22 protein-coding genes and 1 pseudogene are annotated in these 20,936 nt (G+C 62.2%); 16 read left to right on the top strand and 7 right to left on the bottom strand.

The window, feature by feature from the left end; all coding sequences use genetic code 11:
- Positions 1-13 precede the first annotated feature (13 nt).
- The 5 genes from BM116_RS12245 to BM116_RS12225 all read left to right on the top strand — a co-directional run bounded on the left by BM116_RS12245 (position 14) and on the right by BM116_RS12225 (position 5,517).
- Entirely contained in the window at positions 14-394 is a 381-nt protein-coding gene (locus tag BM116_RS12245; protein WP_083724871.1) for a gamma-butyrobetaine hydroxylase family protein, read from the top strand.
- A 184-nt stretch (positions 395-578) separates the two neighbouring features.
- Positions 579-2,261 (top strand): class II poly(R)-hydroxyalkanoic acid synthase, encoded by a 1,683-nt coding sequence (gene phaC / locus BM116_RS12240; RefSeq protein ID WP_083724873.1) that lies wholly within the window; start codon positions 579-581, stop codon positions 2,259-2,261.
- Between the two features lie 24 nt (positions 2,262-2,285).
- Positions 2,286-3,146, top strand: coding sequence for a poly(3-hydroxyalkanoate) depolymerase (phaZ, locus tag BM116_RS12235; protein ID WP_083724875.1), 861 nt, complete (start codon positions 2,286-2,288; stop codon positions 3,144-3,146).
- Between the two features lie 122 nt (positions 3,147-3,268).
- Positions 3,269-4,894, top strand: coding sequence for a PHA/PHB synthase family protein (locus tag BM116_RS12230; RefSeq protein ID WP_083724877.1), 1,626 nt, complete (start codon positions 3,269-3,271; stop codon positions 4,892-4,894).
- 8 nt (positions 4,895-4,902) lie between these two features.
- Positions 4,903-5,517 carry a TetR/AcrR family transcriptional regulator gene (locus BM116_RS12225; protein ID WP_083724879.1) on the top strand — a complete coding sequence of 205 codons (615 nt, stop codon included), beginning with the start codon at positions 4,903-4,905 and terminating at the stop codon, positions 5,515-5,517.
- Positions 5,518-5,579: 62 nt separating this feature from the next.
- Here BM116_RS12225 and BM116_RS12220 read toward each other — a convergent pair whose 3' ends face one another.
- From BM116_RS12220 to BM116_RS12210, 3 genes are all read right to left on the bottom strand, one after another.
- Positions 5,580-6,368, bottom strand: coding sequence for a phasin family protein (locus BM116_RS12220; RefSeq protein WP_083724881.1), 789 nt, complete (start codon positions 6,366-6,368; stop codon positions 5,580-5,582).
- Positions 6,369-6,388: 20 nt separating this feature from the next.
- Positions 6,389-6,799, bottom strand: a complete 411-nt coding sequence (locus BM116_RS12215) for a phasin family protein (protein WP_083724883.1) — start codon at positions 6,797-6,799, stop codon at positions 6,389-6,391.
- 155 nt (positions 6,800-6,954) lie between these two features.
- Positions 6,955-7,230 (bottom strand): polyhydroxyalkanoic acid system family protein, encoded by a 276-nt coding sequence (locus tag BM116_RS12210; protein ID WP_083724885.1) that lies wholly within the window; start codon positions 7,228-7,230, stop codon positions 6,955-6,957.
- Between the two features lie 162 nt (positions 7,231-7,392).
- Here BM116_RS12210 and ubiE point away from each other — a divergent pair, with 162 nt between their 5' ends.
- The 11 genes from ubiE (at position 7,393) to BM116_RS12155 (ending at position 15,785) form a co-directional block, all read left to right on the top strand.
- The gene (ubiE, locus tag BM116_RS12205; RefSeq protein ID WP_083724887.1) at positions 7,393-8,154 is read left to right on the top strand and encodes a bifunctional demethylmenaquinone methyltransferase/2-methoxy-6-polyprenyl-1,4-benzoquinol methylase UbiE; all 762 of its coding nucleotides are present in this window, start codon (positions 7,393-7,395) and stop codon (positions 8,152-8,154) included.
- Positions 8,154-8,777, top strand: coding sequence for a ubiquinone biosynthesis accessory factor UbiJ (locus BM116_RS12200; protein ID WP_083724890.1), 624 nt, complete (start codon positions 8,154-8,156; stop codon positions 8,775-8,777). Before ubiE ends, BM116_RS12200 begins: the two co-directional genes overlap by 1 nt.
- On the top strand, positions 8,774-10,372 hold the full coding sequence (gene ubiB, locus BM116_RS12195) for a ubiquinone biosynthesis regulatory protein kinase UbiB (protein ID WP_083724892.1): 1,599 nt from the start codon (positions 8,774-8,776) through the stop codon (positions 10,370-10,372). The genes BM116_RS12200 and ubiB overlap by 4 nt, the downstream gene beginning before the upstream one ends.
- A gap of 54 nt (positions 10,373-10,426) precedes the next feature.
- Positions 10,427-10,843, top strand: a complete 417-nt coding sequence (gene hisI / locus BM116_RS12190; RefSeq protein ID WP_083724894.1) for a phosphoribosyl-AMP cyclohydrolase — start codon at positions 10,427-10,429, stop codon at positions 10,841-10,843.
- Positions 10,836-11,165, top strand: coding sequence for a phosphoribosyl-ATP diphosphatase (locus BM116_RS12185; protein ID WP_083724896.1), 330 nt, complete (start codon positions 10,836-10,838; stop codon positions 11,163-11,165). The genes hisI and BM116_RS12185 overlap by 8 nt, the downstream gene beginning before the upstream one ends.
- Positions 11,166-11,192: 27 nt before the next feature.
- On the top strand, positions 11,193-11,423 hold the full coding sequence (gene tatA / locus BM116_RS12180; protein WP_083724898.1) for a Sec-independent protein translocase subunit TatA: 231 nt from the start codon (positions 11,193-11,195) through the stop codon (positions 11,421-11,423).
- Between the two features lie 18 nt (positions 11,424-11,441).
- On the top strand, positions 11,442-11,819 hold the full coding sequence (gene tatB / locus BM116_RS12175) for a Sec-independent protein translocase protein TatB (protein ID WP_083724900.1): 378 nt from the start codon (positions 11,442-11,444) through the stop codon (positions 11,817-11,819).
- Positions 11,806-12,582, top strand: a complete 777-nt coding sequence (gene tatC / locus BM116_RS12170; protein ID WP_083724903.1) for a twin-arginine translocase subunit TatC — start codon at positions 11,806-11,808, stop codon at positions 12,580-12,582. The genes tatB and tatC overlap by 14 nt, the downstream gene beginning before the upstream one ends.
- Positions 12,579-13,286: a 16S rRNA (uracil(1498)-N(3))-methyltransferase gene (locus BM116_RS12165; RefSeq protein ID WP_083724905.1), complete on the top strand. Its 708-nt coding sequence runs from the start codon at positions 12,579-12,581 to the stop codon at positions 13,284-13,286. The genes tatC and BM116_RS12165 overlap by 4 nt, the downstream gene beginning before the upstream one ends.
- A 44-nt stretch (positions 13,287-13,330) precedes the next feature.
- The gene (locus BM116_RS12160; protein ID WP_083724907.1) at positions 13,331-15,253 is read left to right on the top strand and encodes a metallophosphoesterase family protein; all 1,923 of its coding nucleotides are present in this window, start codon (positions 13,331-13,333) and stop codon (positions 15,251-15,253) included.
- Positions 15,254-15,320: 67 nt separating this feature from the next.
- Positions 15,321-15,785, top strand: coding sequence for a COG3650 family protein (locus BM116_RS12155; RefSeq protein WP_083724909.1), 465 nt, complete (start codon positions 15,321-15,323; stop codon positions 15,783-15,785).
- 319 nt (positions 15,786-16,104) lie between these two features.
- Here BM116_RS12155 and BM116_RS12150 read toward each other — a convergent pair whose 3' ends face one another.
- The 4 genes and pseudogenes from BM116_RS12150 to BM116_RS12135 form a co-directional block, all read right to left on the bottom strand.
- Entirely contained in the window at positions 16,105-16,512 is a 408-nt protein-coding gene (locus BM116_RS12150; protein WP_083724911.1) for a hypothetical protein, read from the bottom strand.
- Positions 16,513-16,569: 57 nt separating this feature from the next.
- A pseudogene (locus BM116_RS12145) lies at positions 16,570-16,936 on the bottom strand (transposase); the annotation flags it as partial.
- Between the two features lie 77 nt (positions 16,937-17,013).
- Positions 17,014-17,508 carry a DUF2247 family protein gene (locus tag BM116_RS12140; protein WP_083724913.1) on the bottom strand — a complete coding sequence of 165 codons (495 nt, stop codon included), beginning with the start codon at positions 17,506-17,508 and terminating at the stop codon, positions 17,014-17,016.
- A 10-nt stretch (positions 17,509-17,518) separates the two neighbouring features.
- Positions 17,519-20,548: a DUF637 domain-containing protein gene (locus BM116_RS12135; RefSeq protein ID WP_235846750.1), complete on the bottom strand. Its 3,030-nt coding sequence runs from the start codon at positions 20,546-20,548 to the stop codon at positions 17,519-17,521.
- Between the last annotated feature and the right edge of the window lie 388 nt (positions 20,549-20,936).

Genomic DNA, 20,936 nt, shown 5'->3' with positions numbered 1-20,936 from the left:
TCAGGATACTCCCATGGCCGCCCCCATCCCCACGACCATCAAACTACACAAAGCCTCCCGCACGCTGGAGTTGGGTTATGCCGACGGCAGCACCTATCAGTTGCCGGCCGAATACCTGCGCGTGTTGTCTCCCTCGGCCGAGGTGCGTGGGCATGGCAAGCCGGTGCTGCAAACCGGCAAACTGAACGTCGGCCTGAGCGGGGTGGAAACCGCCGGGCGCTATGCGATCAAGCTGATCTTCGACGATGGTCATGACAGCGGCCTGTACACCTGGGATTACCTCTACCAACTGGCGACGCAGCAGTCTCAACGCTGGGACGCCTACCTTGAGCAGCTGCACCAAGCTGGTGCATCGCGTGACCCAGCGGTCAGCGCTGTTCGCTTTATCCCCTGAGTTTCCTACGCTCCTACATGGCTTTGCCATAAACATCTGATTTAGTGCCAGCTAGCCAAAAAGGCGTTAACAGCGCCGAAACTGCGTGCTAACTTGTCTCAAGAATGCGACACCGGGAAGCTGGTTCGAAACTTGCTGGACTGCATTCAGAGCGGCTTCCCTGCCTCAGACTGGAGCGTTGAAAATGGGTAATAAAACCAATAACGAAGACTTGGGCCATAAGGCCAGCGAACACATTCTGGGCCCCAACCCGGTGGTCGGCGTGCCTGCGCGCGACCTCATCAGTACCGCCCGCATGGTCATGCGCCAGACCATCAAGCAACCCGTTCACAGCATGCGTCATATCGGCCGCCTGGGCATGGCCGTGACCGATGTCATGCTCGGCCGCTCCGAGCTGAGCCCAAGTGCTGACGACAAGCGCTTTGTCGACCCCACCTGGAGCCAGAACCCGCTCTACCGCCGCTATATGCAGACCTACCTGGCCTGGCGCAAGGAGCTCAACAGCTGGATTACCAGCTCCAACCTGCCCGCTCAGGATGTCAGCCGCGCCCAGTTTGTCATCGCACTGATGACCGAGGCGATGTCGCCGACCAACACCGCCCTCAACCCGGCCGCCCTCAAGCGCTTCTTCGAGACCGGCGGCAAGAGCCTGATGGATGGCCTGACCCACCTGGCCAAGGACATCGCCCACAATGGCGGTATGCCCAGCCAGGTCAACATGAATGCCTTTGAAGTGGGCGGCAACCTGGCGACCACCAAGGGCTCGGTGATCTTCCGCAACGAGGTATTGGAGCTGATCCAGTACAAGCCGCTCACCGAAGAAGTGTTCGAGCGCCCGGTGCTGGTAGTACCGCCGCAGATCAACAAGTTCTATGTCTTCGACCTGTCACCGGAGAAAAGCCTCGCGCGCTATCTGGTCAACAGTCACATGCAGACCTTTGTGGTCAGCTGGCGCAACCCGACCAAGAGCCACCGTGAGTGGGGCCTGAGCACCTACATCGAAGCCCTCAAGGAAGCCATCGACGTGGTGCTGGAAGTGACCGGCAGCAAGGACCTGAGCATGCTCGGCGCCTGCTCCGGCGGTATCACCACGGTATCGCTGCTGGGCCACTACGCCGCGCTGAAGGAGAAAAAAGTACACTCCTTCACCCTGCTGGTCAGCGTGCTGGATACCGAGCTGAAAACCCAGGTGGCGCTGTTTGCCGACGAGCGCTCGATTGAGGCCGCACGGCGCATGTCCTATCAGAGCGGCGTGCTGGAAGGCCGCGACATGGCGCGTATCTTCGCCTGGATGCGACCCAATGACCTGATCTGGAACTACTGGGTCAACAACTACCTGCTCGGCAACGAACCGCCGGTATTCGATATCCTGTTCTGGAACAACGACACCACCCGCCTGCCGGCCGCACTGCACGGCGAGTTCCTGGAGCTGTTCAAGAACAACCCGCTGACCCGCCCCGGCGCGCTGGAAGTCTGCGGCACACCGATCGACCTCAAGCAGGTCAAGAGCGACTACTTTGTCATCGCCGGCCTGAACGACCACATCACCCCCTGGGAGGCCTGCTACAGCTCGGCGCAGCTGCTCGGTGGCAAGTGCGAGTTTGTGCTGTCCTCCAGCGGCCACATCCAGAGCATCCTCAACCCGCCGGGCAACCCCAAGGCACGCTTCTTTACCAGTGGCGAGATGACCGGCGACGCCAAGCACTGGCTGGAAACCGCCACCAAGCAGTCCGACTCCTGGTGGCAGTACTGGCGCGACTGGCTGCATGCCCGCGGCGGTAAGCGCAAGGCTGCGCCGGCGGTGCTCGGCAACGACAACCACCCAGCGCTCGAACCGGCGCCGGGTACCTACGTTCACGAGCGCTGATCGGCGCCCAACAGAGACCCGCCTATGCCGCAGTCCTTTGTCTTTCGCACCATCGAGCTGGACGGCCAGTACCTGCGTACGGCCGTGCGCCCGGGCAACAGCGCCCTGCCGCCGCTGCTGGTCTTCAATGGTATCGGCGCCAACCTGGAACTGGTGTTCCCCTTTGTCGAAGCACTGGACCCGGACCTGGAAGTCATTGCCTTTGACGTACCCGGCGTGGGTGGCTCGTCCACCCCGGCCACGCCCTTCCGCTTTCCGGGCCTGGCCAAGCTGGCGGCACGCATGCTGGACTATCTGGACTACTCCCAGGTCAACGTCATCGGCGTGTCCTGGGGCGGCGCTCTGGCGCAGCAGTTTGCCTACAGCCACCCGGAGCGCTGCAAGAAGCTGATTCTGGCAGCCACCTCCGCCGGCGCCGTCATGGTGCCCGGCCGCCCCTCGGTGCTGCTGAAAATGGCCAGCCCGCGGCGTTACATCCAGCCCTCTCACGGGGTGAACATCGCGCCGGACATTTACGGCGGCGCTTTCCGCCGTGACCCGCACTTGGCCGAGAAACACGCCGCCAAGGTGCGCTCTTCCGGCAAGCTCGGCTACTACTGGCAGCTGTTTGCCGGCCTGGGCTGGACCAGCGTGCACTGGCTGCACAAAATCCGCCAACCGACGCTGATTCTAGCCGGCGATGATGACCCGATCATCCCGCTGATCAACATGAAGCTGCTGGCCTGGCGTATTCCCAATTCCGAGCTGCACGTGATCGACGATGGCCACCTGTTTCTGGTGACCCGCGCACAGAGCGTGGCGCCGATGATCATGGCCTTCCTGTCGGAGGAAAAGCAGCCAGCGGTGATTCGCCACGCGGCCACCCTGAGAGCCCCCAGAGCATGACGTTCAAGCCGCCAGCGGGCCGAGCGAGACCTCGGCCACAGTGCCCGCACGGCAGCCATTGCCGCTCGCCGCATTTGCGTTAGACTGCCAGCGACCTCCTCGCCACGGATCAGGACAGCTGGATGCCCGACCACCCCCAAGGACGACTGCACACAACCGCTATCCGGGGGGATATATCCGCCACCTTGCTTGCCCTGCTACGCAGCCTGGCAACCCAGCCCTGTCACCACGCCGGCTATCTGCGCCAGACCCTTGAGGAGGTGCTGCTCGCCGTGCAGGGCAGGCTGGACCTGAGCCCGCTGAACGACGACCCACGTTTTACTCACCCCGGCTGGCAGCGGCCCGCCGCCCAGCGCCTGCTGCAACTCTGGCAGGCCTGGCAACAGCCGCTGGCGCAGTGGCTACAGGGCCTGCAGCTGGCCGACCATGAGCGCGCCCAACTGCGCTGGCTGCTCGACCAGCTGGCCGCCGCCGCAGCCCCCAGCAACAGCCTGCTGAACCCGGCGATTCTGGCCGAGGCCCGCTCCAGCGGTGGGCACAGCCTCTGCCGGGGAGCGCACCACCTGTGGCAGGATCTGGCCAGCGGGCGCCCCTTCGCGCAGCCCAACCTGGACACCCAGTACCGCCTTGGTACTGACCTGGCCTGTACCCCGGGTCAGATAATCGCTCGCCACGCCGAGTTCGAGCTGATCTGCTATACCCCGCAGCAGCCGCAAGTGCATGAGCGCCCGCTGCTGCTGGTACCGCCGCCGATCAACCGCTTCTACCTGCTTGACCTCAGCCCCGGCAACAGCCTGGTCGAGCACGCGATGGAGCAGGGGCTGCAGGTTTACCTGATCAGTTGGCGCAACCCCAACCCCAGCCACTGCAACTGGGGCCTGGGGCGTTATGTCAGTGCCTGCCAACGCGCCCTGAATGAAACCCGCCTGCACAGCGGCACTGCTCAGGCAACCCTGACCGGTATCTGCAGCGGCGGTCTGATCGCGGCCCTGCTATGCGCCTGGCAACAAGCCGCCGGCTACGCGCAGCAGCTCAGCGCCCTGAGCCTGCTGGTCACCCCGCTCGACACGCGGCTGGACACCGATCTCATGCGTCTGAACGGCCCTGCCACACGCCAACGCCTGCGCCGCCAGGCCTGGCAACAGGGTTATCTGGATGAGCGCAGCAGTGGCGCCGCCTTTGGCTGGATGCGCCCGGAGCAGCTGGTCTGGACACCCGCCGTTACCCGCTACGGGCTGGGGCGCGAGCTACCCTGCAACCCGGTGGTGTACTGGGGGCACGATCACACCCGCCTGCCGGCGCAACTGGTAGACGACCTGCTCGACCTGTTTGACCGGGACCCGCTGGGCCAGCCGGGCAGCCTGCAGCTCAACAGCGAGGCGATCGACCTCACCAGCATCACCCTGCCAAGCTGGCATCTGGCCGCCCGCCGCGACCATATCGTGCCCTGGCACAACGCCTATCCCGGCACCCGAATGGGCGGCAAAAAGCACTTTACCCTGTGTCACAGTGGGCATATTCAGGGGTTGCTGTGCCCACCGGGCCACCCTCGCGCGCACTATCACAGCGGCCCGGCCGTTAGCGATAACGCCGAGAGTTGGCTGGCCACGGCCGAGGCGCAACAGGGCAGTTGGTGGCCCGCCTGGAGCAACTGGCTAAAAGACCACAGTGGCCCCTTGGTTAAGGCCCCTGCCAACGAAGACGGCGGCCTTGGCGCGGCACCCGGCCGCTACGTTCAACAGCACTGAGGAGCATGATGAAAACCCGCGACCGAATCCTGCTGTGTACCCTTGAGCTGTTCAACGAGCACGGCGAGTCCAACGTCACCACGCTGGAGATTGCCAACGAGCTGGAGATCAGCCCCGGCAACCTCTACTACCACTTCAAGGGCAAGGAAGCGCTGCTCGACGCGCTGGTCGATGACTTTGTGCTCAGCACCCGCAGCCTGCTGCTGAGCGACGACAACCCGGACGACGTCGAACCGGAAGACCTCTGGCTGCTGCTACATCTGTTGTTTGAAGCTATCGCCACGCACCGCTTTCTGTTCCAGGACCTGTCCAACCTGATGAGCCGCTACCCGGCCCTGCGCCAGCAGATGCAGCCCTGGATCACGGCCCTGCGCCAGCGCCTTGAGCAGGTGCTGCAGGCCCTGCACGCCAGCGAACACCTGCACGCGGACGATGGCGAACGCAACCGCCTGCTCGACGCCCTGTGCCAAACCTGCCTGTTCTGGCTGGACTACCAGCGCGTCTGCCACCCCAACGACCTGGACCCGGCCAGCGGCGTGCAACAAATGCTCGGCCTGCTGCAGCCCTGGCTGGATGCCGAGGGGCGGGATTGGGTGCAGGGGTTGATTGCGCGCTACGGTTAATTTACGCCATAAAAAAACCCGCGCTGCCGAAGCAGGGCGGGGTTCTGGTGCTGCAAGGTAACTCAGGACTCGGCGGGCTTGTCCGCCGCCGGTGCACTGGCCGGAGCCGGTGAGGAGGCGGTGGGTGTTGCTGCCGGAGCCTTCACGGCCGGTGTCGCCTTGGGCTTGGCAGGCGCCTTGGGCTTGGCGGCCGCACGCGGCTTGGCCGGAGCCTTGGGCTTGGCTGCTGCTGTGCTTGCCTTGGCCGCTGCCGGTTTGCTGGCAGTGGTCTTGGCAGCAGGCTTGGCTGCAGCAGGTTTAGCTGCCGGCTTGGCCGCAGTGCTGGCGGCGGGCTTGGCTGCCGGCTTGCGCGTGGTGCGCGGCTTGGCAGCCGGTTTGCTCGCTGCCGGGCTAGCCTTGGCCGCGACCTTGGGTGCAGCGGTCTTGCCGCTGGCCAGGCCTTCAATCAGCTTGGTCAGCTCGTCAACCTTGGCGTTCAACGCCTTAACTTCAGCCTGCGAGGGCACTCCAAGGCGGGAGACAGCACTGTTGAGACGCTTGTCGAACGCATCTTCCAGCTCGTTCCACTTGCCGGTCAGCTTGCCCTTGGCCTTGTCGGCCCCGGTCTTCGCTTTTTCCAGCGGGTTCTTACCGGACTTGGCCTTACCCTTGAGGGTGTCGACCTGCTTGTCGATCTCGGCCTTGGCTTTCTTCTCGGCAGCCTCACCATCCTTGATCAGGTTTTCGAAGAGCTTGACGCCCTCCTTCCCGACCTTGGCGTAGGCGCCCAGACCTGCCAGCCAGATCTGACGCGAATAGTTTTCGATATCAGCGACCCAACCCGGATCCTTGTCCTTCTTCTTACCCGCCATGGAGCAACTCCTCTGTGACCTTACTTGCTTTGCAGTGACTTGAGTGCAGCACTCAGATCATCCAGCTTAGCAGACAGCTGATCAATATCCTTCTTGCTCGGAATACCCATACGACCCAGGGTAGAAGCAACGCGCTCGTCGAATACTTCTTCTACCTTGCTGAAACGGCCGCCGGTTTTCTCGTGCACTTTTTCCTTGAAGGATTCGATGCGGCTGTTGGCTGCTTCAACCTGGCTGGCAACCAGCTCCTTGCCCTGCTTCTCGACTTCTTCACCTTCGCTGACCAGCGACTTGAAGTAATCGGCGCCTTCCTTGCCGGCCTTGGCATAGGCACCCAGGCCTGCCAGCCAGATCTGATGAGCGTATTTCTTCACGTCAGTGGCAAAACCAGCGGCGTTGTCTTCGATTTTCTTTGCGGTGTTCTTGGCCATGTTCGTAACTCCGTTAATCAGTAGATTGAGGTACTGCAATGGACCGATTGGCGATCCTTACAGCCAAAGCTACGCGGCAAAATTAGAAAACACATACTAATCGGCAAAAAACATCGCAACGGTGTCTGCACACCTGAGTGGTTCGCGCTGCCGCGTCAGGCCAGATACTTGTCCAGCGCCTTCTGCACTTCGCTCTTAACCATGCCGGCCATGGGCGTGAGCATCATCCCCAGCTTCACCTGCACTCGCACATCGGCATCGGTTACGGTGATGCAACCATCGGCACCGCTGCGCTTGAAGTGCAGTTGGTCGCCTTCCCAGCTGCACTTGGCGTCCAGCTTCTGGGCCAGCTTGTCGGCCAACTTCTGAGCGCGCTCCTTGGCCTGTTCCTTACCAAGGTCGTGTTCACGGGTGATATCTACGGTGGCCATCAGCTCATCCTCACGGTGGTGTCAAAGCTCGCCAGCATGCCGCAAACTGCGCAGCGCGTCACCACCAAAGCAGGCGCAGTGCAAGGCGCGGCATTTGGGCAGCGCTTCTGGCGGCAAAAAATGGTTAGAATGGAGCGGAATTTGCCAGCGCAGAGCCAAGTCATGAGCGATCAGCACGAGCACGAAAAAACCACCCACTTTGGTTACCAGACCGTCGCCGAGTCCGAAAAGGCTCAGCGCGTCGCCGAGGTCTTCCACTCGGTAGCCGCCAAGTACGACATCATGAACGACCTGATGTCCGGCGGCATCCACCGCCTCTGGAAGCGCTTCACCATCGAGCTGTCCGGCGTGCGCACCGGCAACCGGGTACTGGACATCGCCGGCGGCACCGGCGACCTGACCCGCCGCTTCGCCAAACGCGTGGGCCCGACCGGCGAAGTCGTCCTGGCCGACATCAACGCCTCCATGCTCAAGGTTGGCCGTGACCGCCTGCTGGATCTGGGCGTGGCCGGCAACGTACGTTTTGTCCAGGCCGATGCCGAGGCACTGCCCTTCCCGGACAATTATTTCGACTGCATCACCATCGCCTTTGGCCTGCGTAACGTGACCCACAAGGACGCCGCCATCGCCTCCATGCTGCGCGTGCTCAAGCCGGGTGGCCGGCTGCTGGTCTTGGAGTTCTCCAAGCCCAAGAGCGAGCTGCTGTCCAAGGTGTATGACCAGTACAGCTTCAAGCTGCTGCCGATGATGGGCAAGCTGGTGGCCGACGACGCCGATAGCTACCGCTATCTGGCCGAATCCATCCGCATGCACCCGGACCAGGAAACTCTCAAGGCCATGATGGAAGAAGTCGGCTTTGCCCGGGTGACCTACCACAACATGACCGGCGGCATCGTCGCCCTGCACCGGGGCGTCAAACCCTGATGCTCTCCGGCGCGCTGCTCCGCGCAGCCGAGCGCAGCATCGCTGCGGCCCTGGCTCGCGACCCGGTCACCGCCAGGCGCATCAGCGCACTGGCCGGCAAACGCATTTTGATCAGTAGCCGTCAGCCTGACTGGCAGCTGTGGCTGATGCCCGCGCACGGCACCATCAACCTGACGACTACCAGCGACGCGCCGGCCGATGTTGAACTGCACGCCCCCGCCAGCCTGCTCGCCCGGCTGCTGGTCAGCAGCGACCGCAAGGCCGTACTGCAGGACCCGGACGTCGAGCTGCTGGGCGACAGCCAGGTACTGATCGCGCTGCAGAATGCGCTGGCCGACCTGCAGCTCGATGGCGAGGCCGAGTTAGCGCGCTGGCTCGGCCCGGTCGCCGGCCATGCCATCGGCAGCGCCCTGCGCCGCAGCCACCAGTGGGGCCGTGACAGCCGCGCCAGCCTGCGCCAGACGCTGGCCGAATACCTGACCGAAGAAAGCCGCCAACTGGTCGGCCAGGCTGAAGCCCGCGCCCGCGCCGAACAACTGCATGACCTGCGCCTGCAACTCGACCGCCTGGAAGCGCGCGTCGCCCTGCTCTCTCCCACCAATCCGGACTCGCCCGACGCATGAGACTCACCGCCTTCGTGCGCCTGCTGCGCATCCTGCACATCTTTACCCGTTATCGTCTTGACCAGATTCTGCTGGACCTGCCGCTGCCGCTGCTGGGCCGCCTGCTGCTGCAACTGGGCCCATGGCGCCTGCGCCCGGCCCCGAAAGACCTGAGCCGAGGCGCGCGCCTGCGCAAGGCCTGTGAAGATCTGGGCCCGGTGTTTATCAAGTTTGGCCAGATTCTCTCCACCCGCCGTGACCTGATGCCCGACGACATCGCGCTGGAGCTGGCCCGTCTGCAGGACAAGGTGCCGCCCTTCCCGGGACCAAAAGCCCGCGCGCGCATCGAGGAGCAGCTGGGCGAGCGCATCGAGGATGTATTTGCCAGCTTCAGCGACGAGCCGCTAGCCTCCGCCTCGGTCGCCCAGGTACACGCCGCACGCCTGAAAGACGGCAGCGAGGTGGTGGTCAAGGTGGTGCGCCCAGGCATCGGCGAGACCATCGACCAGGACATCCAATGGTTGTTCGTCGCCGCACGCCTGCTGGAAAAGCTGTCCACCGAAGGTCGCCGCCTGCGCCCGGTCGAGGTGGTCGAGGACTACGAAAGCACCATTTTCGACGAGCTGGACCTGTACCGCGAAGCCGCCAACGCCTCCCAGCTGCGCCGCAACTTTGAAGATTCGGAGCTGATCTACATTCCCAAGATCTACTGGGACTGGTGCCGTCACAAGGTACTGGTGATGGAGCGCATCGAGGGCATCCCGGTGACCGACCTGCCGGCGCTGGCCGACCAGCGTACCGATATGAAGAAGCTTGCCGAACGCGGCGTGGAAATCTTCTTTACCCAGGTATTCCGCGACAGCTTTTTCCACGCCGACATGCACCCGGGCAACATCTTCATCTCGCGCAAGCACCCTTGGGAGCCGCAATACATCGCCATCGACTTTGGCATCGTCGGCAGCCTGACGCCCGAGGACCAGAGCTACCTGGCACGCAACCTGATGGCCTTCTTCAAGCGCGACTACCGCCGCGTCGCCCAACTGCATATCGACTCGGGCTGGGTACCGGCTGACACCCGCGTGAACGAATTTGAAGCGGCGATTCGCAGCGTCTGCGAGCCGATCTTCGAGCGCCCGCTGAAAGACATCTCCTTCGGCCAGCTGCTGCTGCGCCTGTTCCAGACCGCCCGCCGCTTCAACATGGAAGTCCAGCCGCAGCTGGTGCTGCTGCAAAAGACCCTACTGAACATCGAAGGGCTGGGCCGCCAGCTGTACCCCGACCTGGACCTCTGGAGCACCGGCCAACCCTATCTGGAGCGCTGGATGCGCGAGCGCATGCTGCCGCAGAATCAGGTCAAGCACTGGCAGCAGCATCTGGAACGCGTACCCGCGCTGATAGACAGCGCCCACCGCGCCCTCGACAACCTGGCCGACGCACCGCTGCGCGAGCAGCCGCCGCAGCGCCCACGCTGGCCACTGCAACTGGCCGGTATCGCCCTGGTGGTATTTGGCGCCAGCGCGCTGGGCGGCGACGACCCGCAGCTCTGGCTGCACGCCGCACCCACCCAGTGGGCGCTGATCGCCCTGGGCGGCTGGCTGATTCTGCGCCGCAGATAGTCAGCCGCGTGCATAACTGGCACACTTGCACCATTGAACGAACGACGACCCGCCATGACTGATTCAACCGCCGCCAATGACTGGCTCGACAGCATCAACTGGGATGCCGACGGCCTGGTTCCCGCCATCGCCCAGGATGTACACACTCAGCGCATTCTGATGATGGCCTGGATGAACCGCGAAGCCCTGCAACTGACCGTACAGGAAGGCCGAGGCATCTACTGGTCGCGCTCGCGCCAGCGCCTGTGGCGCAAGGGCGAGGAGTCGGGCAACGTGCAACAGCTGCACGAACTGCGGCTGGACTGCGACGCCGACGTCGTCATCCTGCAGGTCGAACAGATCGGTGGCATTGCCTGCCACACCGGCCGGCAGAGCTGTTTTTATCGGGTTCTGAAAGATGGCCAATGGCAGACCGTCGATGCCGTCATCAAGGACCCCAAAGAGTTATACGAGCACCCAAAACATGTCTGACACCCTGAGCCAACTGGCCGCCGTGCTGGAGCAACGCAAGCAGGCGTCTGCCGACACCTCCTACGTTGCCAGCCTGCACGCAAAGGGCCTGAACAAGATTCTCGAAAAGGTCGGTGAAGAGTGCACAGAGACACTGCTAGCCGCCAAGGACTGTCAGCACAGCGAGGACAAATCGGACCTGGTATACGAGACCGCTGACCTGTGGTTCCACTCACTGGTCATGCTTAGCCATCTCGGCCTTGGTCCCGATGACATCCTGAAAGAATTGGCACGCCGCTTCGACCTGTCCGGTCTTGAAGAAAAGGCGTCCCGCAGCAAATAAACTGGGCAATAGGCCCCGGAGGCAAAAATGGGTTTTGGTGGCATTAGTCTGTGGCAACTGCTGATCGTACTGGTCATCGTGGTACTGCTGTTCGGCACCAAGCGGTTGAAGAACATCGGCGGTGATCTGGGCGGCGCAATCAAGGGCTTTCGCAAGGCGATGAACGACGAGGAAAAGCCCTCGGTCGAGAACAAGCCGGGCGAGACGCTGGATGCCAAGGCCGAAGAGCACAAGCAGGACTCCCAGTCCAAGCCGTAATCTGCCAGGTCCCGCCCCATGTTCGACATCGGCTTTATGGAAATGCTGGTGGTGGCGATCATCGCCCTGCTGGTTCTCGGCCCGGAGCGTTTGCCCGGCGCCATACGCACCGTCAGCCTGACCATTGGCCGCATCAAGCGCGGCTTCTCGGACGTGCGCTCGCAGGTTGAGCGCGAACTGGGCGCCGACGAGATCCGCCAGCAGTTGAACAACGAGCGCATCCTCGCCGAACTGGAAAAGCAGGGGCTGCACGCCGGCAGCCCGAGCAACCAGACAAACGCCCGACCGGGCGGTAACCAGAGCGTCACACAGCCGACGCACACTGGCGCGACCGCAGAGCAACCCCGTGCCGAGTCCGCCAATGAGCAGCAAGACACCCGCCATGAGCAACCCTGATCTGCCGCCCGTCAAGAGCGGCGGCGACATGCCGCTGGTCGCCCACCTGACCGAGCTGCGCTCGCGCCTGCTGCGCATTGTGCTGATCTGGCTGGTGATCTTTGCCGGCCTGTTCTACTTTGCCAACGACATCTACGCGTTCATTTCCGAGCCGCTGCGCGCGCTGCTGCCCGAAGGCACCAGCATGATCGCCACCGATGTCGCCTCGCCGTTCCTGACCCCCTTCAAGCTGACGCTGATCAGCGCGCTGTTTATCGCCATGCCCTTTGTGCTGCACCAGGTCTGGGGCTTTATTGCACCCGGGCTGTACAAGCACGAGAAGCGCCTGGCGGTGCCGCTGCTGGCCTCCAGCATTCTGCTGTTCTACGGCGGCATGGCGTTCGCCTACTTTGTGGTGTTTCCACTGGTGTTCGGCTTTTTCACCAGCGCGGCGCCGGATGGCGTAGCAGTGATGACCGACATCAACAGCTACCTGGACTTTGTACTGACGCTGTTCATGGCCTTTGGTCTGTCCTTCGAAATTCCAGTGGCCACCGTGCTGCTGGTGCTGGTCGGCATCGTCGATGTGCAGAGCCTGAGCAAAGCGCGCCCCTACGTGGTGGTCGGCTGCTTTACCGTCGGTATGGTCCTGACCCCACCGGACGTGATCTCCCAGACCCTGCTCGCACTGCCCATGTGGCTGCTGTATGAAGTCGGTATCGTCTTCAGCCGTCTGGTCCGCCCGCGCACACCGGAAGAGCCGCAGGACAGCCCGCAGGCATGAACCTGCTGCTGCTCGAAGACAGCGACTTCACCGATCCGCAGCATGTACGCCTGACTGGCCGCAGGCTGGCGCACATGCAGGACATCCAGCAGGTCAGCGCCGGCGACACCCTGCGCGTTGGCCGCATCAACGGCCTGATGGGCAGTGGCAGCGTGCTGGAGCTGGACTCGCGCAGCGCCCTGCTGCGCATCGAGCTGAGCGAAGCGCCCCCGGCCAAATTGCCCCTCACCCTGCTGCTGGCCATGCCCAGACCCAAGATGTTTCGCCGCATCCTGCAGCACTGCGCGACCCTGGGCGTACCCGAGATCATACTGCTCAACAGCTACCGGGTAGAAAAGAGCTTCTGGCAGACGCCGTTTCTGCAACCCGAGGTGGTACGCGAGAACCTGCTGTTGGGCCTGGAGCAGGCCCGCGACACCGTGCTGCCGACCGTGCGGATCGAAAAGCGCTTCAAGCCCTTTGTCGAAGATCAGCTACCCGCCATCATCAACGAGCAACTGGCGCTGGTTGCCCACCCCGGCGACTACCCCGCCTGCCCGCGCGGTATCGACCAGCCGCTAACCCTGGCCATCGGTCCGGAGGGCGGCTGGATTCCCTATGAGGTCGACAAGCTGGTCGAGGCCGGCATGCAGCCGGTGCAGCTCGGCGAGCGCATCCTGCGCGTGGAAACCGCCGTCACGGCGCTGCTGGCGCGCTTGTTCTGAAGCAGCCCACTGAACCGGCGCCGCGCCACCCGGTCTGAATCAGCATGCATATCACCACAGACCTCCCCGATCTGCTGGCCGGCCCGCTGGTTCGCCGCGTAGAACCCGAGCGCGTCTTGCTCTGGCTGGTCGCCAGCCGGCCACTGCAACTGCGCGCGACGCTGCAACCAGACAACGCTGCAGCACAACACCTCGATCTGAACGATACCCGCGTGATACCCATTGGTAAGTACGCCTACGTTCACCTGCTGAGCCTCAGCCCCGATACGCCCTTACCGCAGGATCAGGTCATTCACTACGACCTGCAGTGGGATAGCGAGCAAGGCAACGGGCTACGCCGCACCGCCCCGCATCTGTGCCACGGCGACGAGCTGCCCTCGCTGATGATCGCCAGCGACAACCGCCGTCTGCTACACGGCTCCTGCCGCAAGCCGCACTTTGCCGGCGAGGATGCACTGGTGCGCACCGACAGCTGGCTGGCCGAACGCCGAGACCAGCCAGAGCAGCGCCCTGCCTGGCTGCTGATGACCGGCGATCAGGTTTACGTAGACGATGTCAGTGGCCCGCTACTGGTTGCTGTGCATCAGTTGATTGCCCGACTCGGGCTGTTCGACGAAGCATTGGAAGGCGCCACCGTCGCCGACAGCCAGGCCCTGTATCAGTCTGACGACACCTACTATCGCCGCGAGCAACTGCTGCCGGATGTGCCCTCGAATATGGCCGTGCGTGACCGTTTCTTTGGCGGCGTACGCAAACCGGTGTTTACCTCGGCCAACGCGCACAACCACCTGATCAGCCTGGCCGAGATGCTGGCCATGTACCTGCTGGTGTGGTCGCCGGTTCCCTGGCGCCTGATTCAGCCGGCGATGCCAGACGGGCTGAACGACGAAGAGCGCCAACGTTACCAGAGCGAACAGCAGCAGATTGATGCCTTTGTCGAGGGCCTGCCGCAGGTCGCCCGCCTGCTCGCCCATCAGCCCAGCCTGATGATCTTTGACGACCACGACGTCACCGACGACTGGAACCTTACCGCCGACTGGGAGCGCACCGCCTACGGCCACCCCTTCTCACGCCAGATCATCGGCAACGCGGTGCTGGCCTATCTGCTGTGCCAGGGCTGGGGCAACGATCCCGACGCCGTGGCAGAACCGCTGGATGCGCTGACCCAACTGCTGGAGAACGCAAAGCGCAGCGGCAGTATGGATGTCAGCGAGCAGGACGCCTGCATCGACGCCGTGCTGCGCTTTCACGGCTGGGAGTACCAGATTGCCGGCACGCCCAGCCTGGTCGTGCTGGATACCCGCACCCGCCGCTGGCGCAGCGAGCGCAGCCCCTTCCGCCCGTCTGGCCTGATGGACTGGGAGGCGCTGACCGAGCTGCAGCAACGCCTGCTGGACCAGACCGCTGTGGTCATCGTCTCGCCCGCACCGATGTTCGGCGTCAAACTCATTGAAGGCATCCAGAAGCTGTTCTCCCTCGCCGGTCACCCGCTGGTAGTCGACGCCGAAAACTGGATGACCCACCGCGGCGCTGCCAAGGTGCTGCTCAATATCTTTCGTCACGGCCGCACACCAGGTAACTACGTCATCCTCTCCGGCGACGTGCACTACTCTTTCGTCTACGACATCGCCATCCGTCATCGCGAGCACGGCCCGCAGCTTTGGCAGATCACCAGCAGCGGCCTGAAAAATGCCTTCCCAACGCGTCTGCTGGACTGGTTTGACCGGCTTAATCGCTGGCTTTACGCCCCGGCCTCCCCGCTGAACTGGCTGACCAAACGCCGGCGCATGCGCGTCAGCCCGCGCGATCCAGACCGCGCCAGCGCCGGCGAGCGCCTGTGGAACGGCAGCGGCATCGGTCTGGTTGAGCTGGATGAACAGGGCCGCCCGGAAAACGTCAGGCAGTTGGATGCGCGAGGCCTCGATGTCGACTTCCCGCCCCGCGACACCGCTGATCCGGCAAGGTGAGCATCAAGCACTCGCAGCCCGGCCCGTGCTTGCTATGATCAACAGCGTTATCTGAGGAGACCCACCAATGCGCCCCTACCCGCTTATTCTTGCCGGCCTGCTGACCGGCTGCGCCAGCGTCAGCCACGACACACGGCTCAACGACGCGCTGAGCGAACAGTTCGGCTCGGAGCTGCCCCGCTACCAGAGCGCCCTGTACGACCTTAACGGTGACGGCGTTGACGACGCACTGATCTACGCCCAAGGCCCCAACTGGTGTGGTAGCGCCGGCTGCACCCTGTTTGTGCTGCAAGGCAGCGAGCACGCCTTCACCCTGCGCTCCAAAACCACCATCGTGCAGCTTCCCCTACGGGTGTCCGCGCACAGCACTGATGGCTGGCGCGACCTGATCGTACATGCCAGAGGCGCAGGCGACGTCGTCTTGCGCGCCACCGACAGCGGCTACCCACTGAACCCGTCCATGCAGCGCCCGGCCACGGCGACAGAGCTGCAAAGCAGCGAGATACTGCTAGAGTACCCAGAGAATCCGTAACGCCGTTGGCATGCATCAAAGCGGTTAGCTTTGCTCGCAGTGCTACATCCGGGAAGAAGGATTTTCGCCCAGAGAGGCCCTCCGGACTTTTCTCGTTGAAGTGGTGAGCAGGTTTCTCTGCAGTCCCCAGTACACGCTGGCTGCCGGCAACCTGATAGGCTTGCTGCGTGGCTTCGATGCGGCTGGCAACAGCGGTAAGGTCGCCGCCGGCTGGCAAGGTGTAAGAACAGTCAGGTCAGGCTTGCGCCAGAAGTTTTATCCGAGCCCACTTTTGTTGTCGCTAGGAAGGCAAAAAGCAAGCCCCTAGCGCTGCTTGCTCTCACCCCAGTGTTGCATTCTGTGCCTCAGTAGCAAAGTCAGCAATCAGCTGATAATCAGCCTGGCCTTTCGCGAATTTTTTGAGGGCTGGCACTAGGTAATAGAGCAGCAGTTCCACATCAGCATGGCTCATCGGCAGGCCCGCTCTAACGCAAGATAGAAGCGCACTTGTAGACATAAATGAAGCGAACGACTCATAGCCAAAAGCGCCAGAAAAAGGAAGTTTCTTAAAATAATAATTAGCCAATCGCTTTTGATCACCGCGCCTCCACGATCGGTGAGACATAAGCCAAAAGGCCTCGCCATAATCTACGGAGTCAATGGGGTATGTGCTTATCAGCCATTCAGCCGCATGTGCAGACTCCATCTTCGCGAGATATCTGCAAAGCGATCTCTGTTTTTCATTCACACCCTGCTCACCTTGAGTTAAATACGCTTTTAGGTAGGCCAGAATTACTGCTTAAACCAGCAGCTTGTTGTCAAAGCCCGTGAAGCGGCGCTCGTGCTTGGGAATCAGTATCGGCGCGAAGCTGCCGTCCCAGTCTCTTGGATGTCCAACTGCAAAGGGCCGTCTCGGTCAGCACAGTCTTGCCGCTGGTGCCGTTACGCTGATTCTCGCTGACCTCTGGGCGCTCTGCACCCACCGGCTAACCCAAGTGATGGCCAAGCTCTGCGCCCAGTGCGCGCTCTACCAGCGCCTTCTTGAACGCCATCGAGATGTCTTGGATCGCCTCGGCCGTCATTGGGCCTTTAACGAGCTGTTCGACCAGTTCCTTGGGGATGGAGGGTAGGTCTCTTTTGGCCTTGACGGCCGGGGTCTTTTGGGTCGGCATGCCTAGTCCTCGTAACGCATGTTAAGCCCGAACACAAAATTGCTGATACTCCCGGTGCCCCCTTTTTTTGGTCCAATTTATCCGGAACGACTAGCCTGAAGCTCCCGCCTAGATGACTCCAACATATTGGACCAATTTTTAAAAAGCTGATTCTCGCCCGCTACAGAAGGGTCTGCCGCCGGCATATACCGAACAATAGGAGCAACAGACTCCGGATAATCGAAATCCGCATACAGCTCCTCAACAATCCCCAATGGATCTTGATACTTACCCCTATTTATAAAGACCCAAAGAAAACTCAAAAATATCCACGCCTTCTCTGAGCCCCCAACATCTCGCACATCCTTAACAGCAAGGCGACCAACGCACTCCCGAACATCATTAGCATCATCGCCAGTCAGGCAGGCCAGCTCATACTGCTCTGCAGGAGACTCAGCAGAAAGCCTTTTAACAGCATATTCAACAACTCCCGTCGAAGTTAAAAAACCACGATCCAGACCGTACTCAATGTCTCCCCAACTCAACCAAGGTGCTTCTGAAAAGCAGAACCCACCATCTAAGACTATATGCATACCTTACCTCTTATCTTGGCAATCTAGATGGAACTTGGTTGGGCGTGCCCGTAATTCTTCCGGCAGGGATAAACCTCTGATGTGTCAACTCACCCTTCGAATTGACGAGCCACTCGAATATCCCCGACTTGCCATCCACAGCCCCTTCCATCTGGGTAAGGTTGTACGACTTTCCATCCCCGCCACGAATAGTGAAAAGCCTTCCTTTCGCTGGAATCTGGTCAATCACATAACTGGGAGCACGATGAAGAGGGTCATCTTGAAGTGCACTCCCGACAGGTTGTGCATTTCTTATCTCTTGGGCTGCATAACCTGCTCGCTGCCTCTCGAAAAGAGCCACATTCGATGCAGAGTCTGTTGCTTTTGCCCCTCCCAACGTCAAATTAGCCCGTTGGATATCCTCCTGCAACTTCGCAGAAGCGGCATTTCTGAATGGCTCCAGCTCCGCAGGACTGGGTGGCTTGCCTGCTGCCAGATTGTCCAGCTTGGCGACGACACTCGCAAGACCATCGGGCAGTGCCTCTCCGGCTTTGTGTATAACCGCAAACACGCCTAGCAGCTTCGCTACTTTGGCGGCTGGGCCAATGGCGTCGAGCACACCGGGCTCCAGTACGTCACCGACCACCGCTGCCCCGTCCTTGACGTAACCGGTGGCAACCAACATCTGGTCACGATTCTCCCGCCAGCCTGGGGCGTACAGGTCAAGTTCGGCATCGGACATACCGGTCAGAGCTGCGTCTTGCGCGAGCGACAGTTCCTGCTCCAGTGCTACAAGGTAGTCCTCTGTGGCCTGGGCCTCTACCCAGGCTGCCATCGCAGCAGGGTCTTCGGCTAGTTGCAGCAGCTGTTCGGCCTGTTGCCGATTGGCCTGTTCTGCATAGGCATCCCACTCGCGCTGCGCGGCCTGCACGATGGCGTTGTTGGCTTGCGCCAGTTCTGTGATTTGGCGAGGGCGGAACGCCGCCTCTGCCACCGCTGCTGCTTCTCCACGCAACCCATCCAGGGCGCTGCGGCCGGCCTGAATTTCTTCCATGATGAGCTGACAGTTGCCACTGACGTCGCATGCAGCCAGGCGTTCTCGGTTCGCGTCGCTGACCTCAAGATAGCGGTCACGAATCTGCTCGCAGTCACCTCGCTCATGACAGCCTTCTATTTCTTGCTCAAGGCGCTCGACATCCTGGTGATTCAAAAAGTTGTAGTTGGTTGCGTTAGCTGCAACCCAGGCGCCCGTCTCAAGCTGGTCTTCGCTACCGTCCGGGTCTAGCAGGGCGGCGGAGAGCACACCTATAAGCTGGGAACTCATGAGCACCAGCGCCTCGCGCTGCTCATCCGGCAGACCGGCAAACTGCGCATTCAGGTCAGCAACCACCAACTCATTGACGCCGGCCACCAGCGCGCCACTGGCAAAGTCCCCGCCATAGGCCTCTGCAGCCAGGCCGCCCATCAGGGCATGCAGTAGCACTTTCTCGGCGCTGCCACTGGGTAACTGGTAGCGATCACCCAGATCACCCACCAGATTGAAGCCGTAGGCGGCAAAGGTGTTGACCAGGGCGTTACCCAGTACCTGACTAAAATCGCTGTCTTCGCCCAGGGCGCGGTATAGCGCGGTACTGGTAGTCCCTTGCAGTGCCTGATTGGCAGCAAAGCGGCCAACCCCTTCTACCGTGCTCAAGTCAACAACGACCTGTCCGGTAACAGGGTTTGTCTTGGTCCCCAGTAGATTGTCGTATACGCCAGCGGTGAGACCCGCCGTGGCGCCGGCCACGACATAGCCTTTCACGGCGTCGCTGGAGGTAATGTCGTCAAATACAGCCCCCAGGTCTCCGCGATTGTTGACGGTGCTGACGACCGCGTTGGTGGCGGCGCTGGTGGCGACGGCGCTCGTTACCGCCCCGGCTGTACCCCCGCCTGCCAGGGCGCTGGCGCCTGGGCCGACCATGGCTGCCACTACAATGGCAATCACCAATTGCGCGCCAGCGCCCAGCCCGGAGTGGCTGTAGCTGAAGCTGTCGTGTACTTCCTTGACGTGGCGCCAGTCCACGTCGCCGCGGGCTTCCATTTCCTTGAGCCAGGCCAGGCCAGGCTCGGCGGCGACCATGGCGTCGATGGTCTGGCTGACGGTCTGCTGGTTGATCTCGCGAACATCGATCTGCACGCCTTCGGCAGCGCGGATGATCAGCTCGCCCTGGGCCTGCAGCTGGCTCTGGATCAAGGTCTGGTCGGTATCGCCCTGGCCTTTGGCCGATTGCCAGGCCCAGCTGCTCTTGCTCTTCTCGTGGGACTCCTGGTGCAGGTCCAGCACGCCTTCAAACACCACACTGCCGCCGCTACTGAGCGTGAGGTCGGCGCCGCTGGTGAGCTGGCTGGCCTGGTGCAACTGGTCGCTGCCGCTGACCAGCGTGAGGTCGCCGCCGGTTTCGATCTCGGTGCCCTGCTGGGTTACGCGGGTGACGGTGTCGCTACGAAACGATGTGCGCCCGAAGGAGCCTTCGGACTTTTTCTCGTAGAAGTGGTGATCAAGGTTCTCTGCCGCCACCAGGGCCAACTGGCTGCCGGCAACCAGATAGGCTTGCTGCGCGGCCTCGATGCGGCTGGCTACGGCGGTGAGGCTGTCGCCGGCCAGCAAGGTTACATCAGCGCCGGACAGCAACTGCGCACCTTGCTGCGCAATCTCGCTGTCTTCACGGGTGACCTTTTTATCGCTGCGACGATAGCGGTATTCGCTGTGCTGTTCGTTGGCGGCAGCAGCGATAACCAGATCGCCCTGGGCGCTTAGAGTCAGGTCTTCTCCAGCCTCCAGCTGGCTGGCGACGACAGCCAAATCATTGCCGGCGCTGGCGTTCAGGTCACCACCAGCACTGACCTCGCTGCCGTGTTGGGTGACAGCGCTACTTTCCCAGTAGTGGCGGCGATCCTGCCGGATGGCCAGGCTGCGCTCTTCGGTGGCACTGACAATCAGATCCTGGCCGGCGCCAAGCTCGACATCGCCCCCCGCCTGGATGACCGCCCCCTGATTAATCAGGTTACCGCCCGCCTGCATGCTGAGGTCGCCGGTTGCTTCGATGCGCGCAGCGCTATCCAGAATGGTACCGGCCTGCCGTGCCCGTCCGGCGGTGTTGTCGTAATAGCTGGCAGTGCGCTCGTTAAGGATATCCCCGCCTGCGGTCAAGCCGACCTCAGCTCCGCTGATAATGCCGCCTCGCGCATTGTCGATGCTTTGCTGGGCGATCAACTGGATACGCTCGTGTGCTTGCAGCAATCCGCTGTTATCGATACTGCCAGCGACGATGCTGAGGTTTTCGGCGGCACGCAGTGTGCCCTGATTACGCAGCTCGCCGCCGCTGATCAGGGTGACGTCTTGCCCCTGAATCAGACTACCGGTGGCCGCCAGACGGCCTTCTGCCTGGGCCAGATAGAGCACGGGCACC

Source organism: Halopseudomonas pachastrellae, assembly GCF_900114765.1.
Taxonomy (GTDB): Bacteria; Pseudomonadota; Gammaproteobacteria; order Pseudomonadales; family Pseudomonadaceae; genus Halopseudomonas; species Halopseudomonas pachastrellae.
Note: the sequence above shows the minus strand (reverse complement) of the source record. Positions and strands in the feature narration are given on the sequence as shown.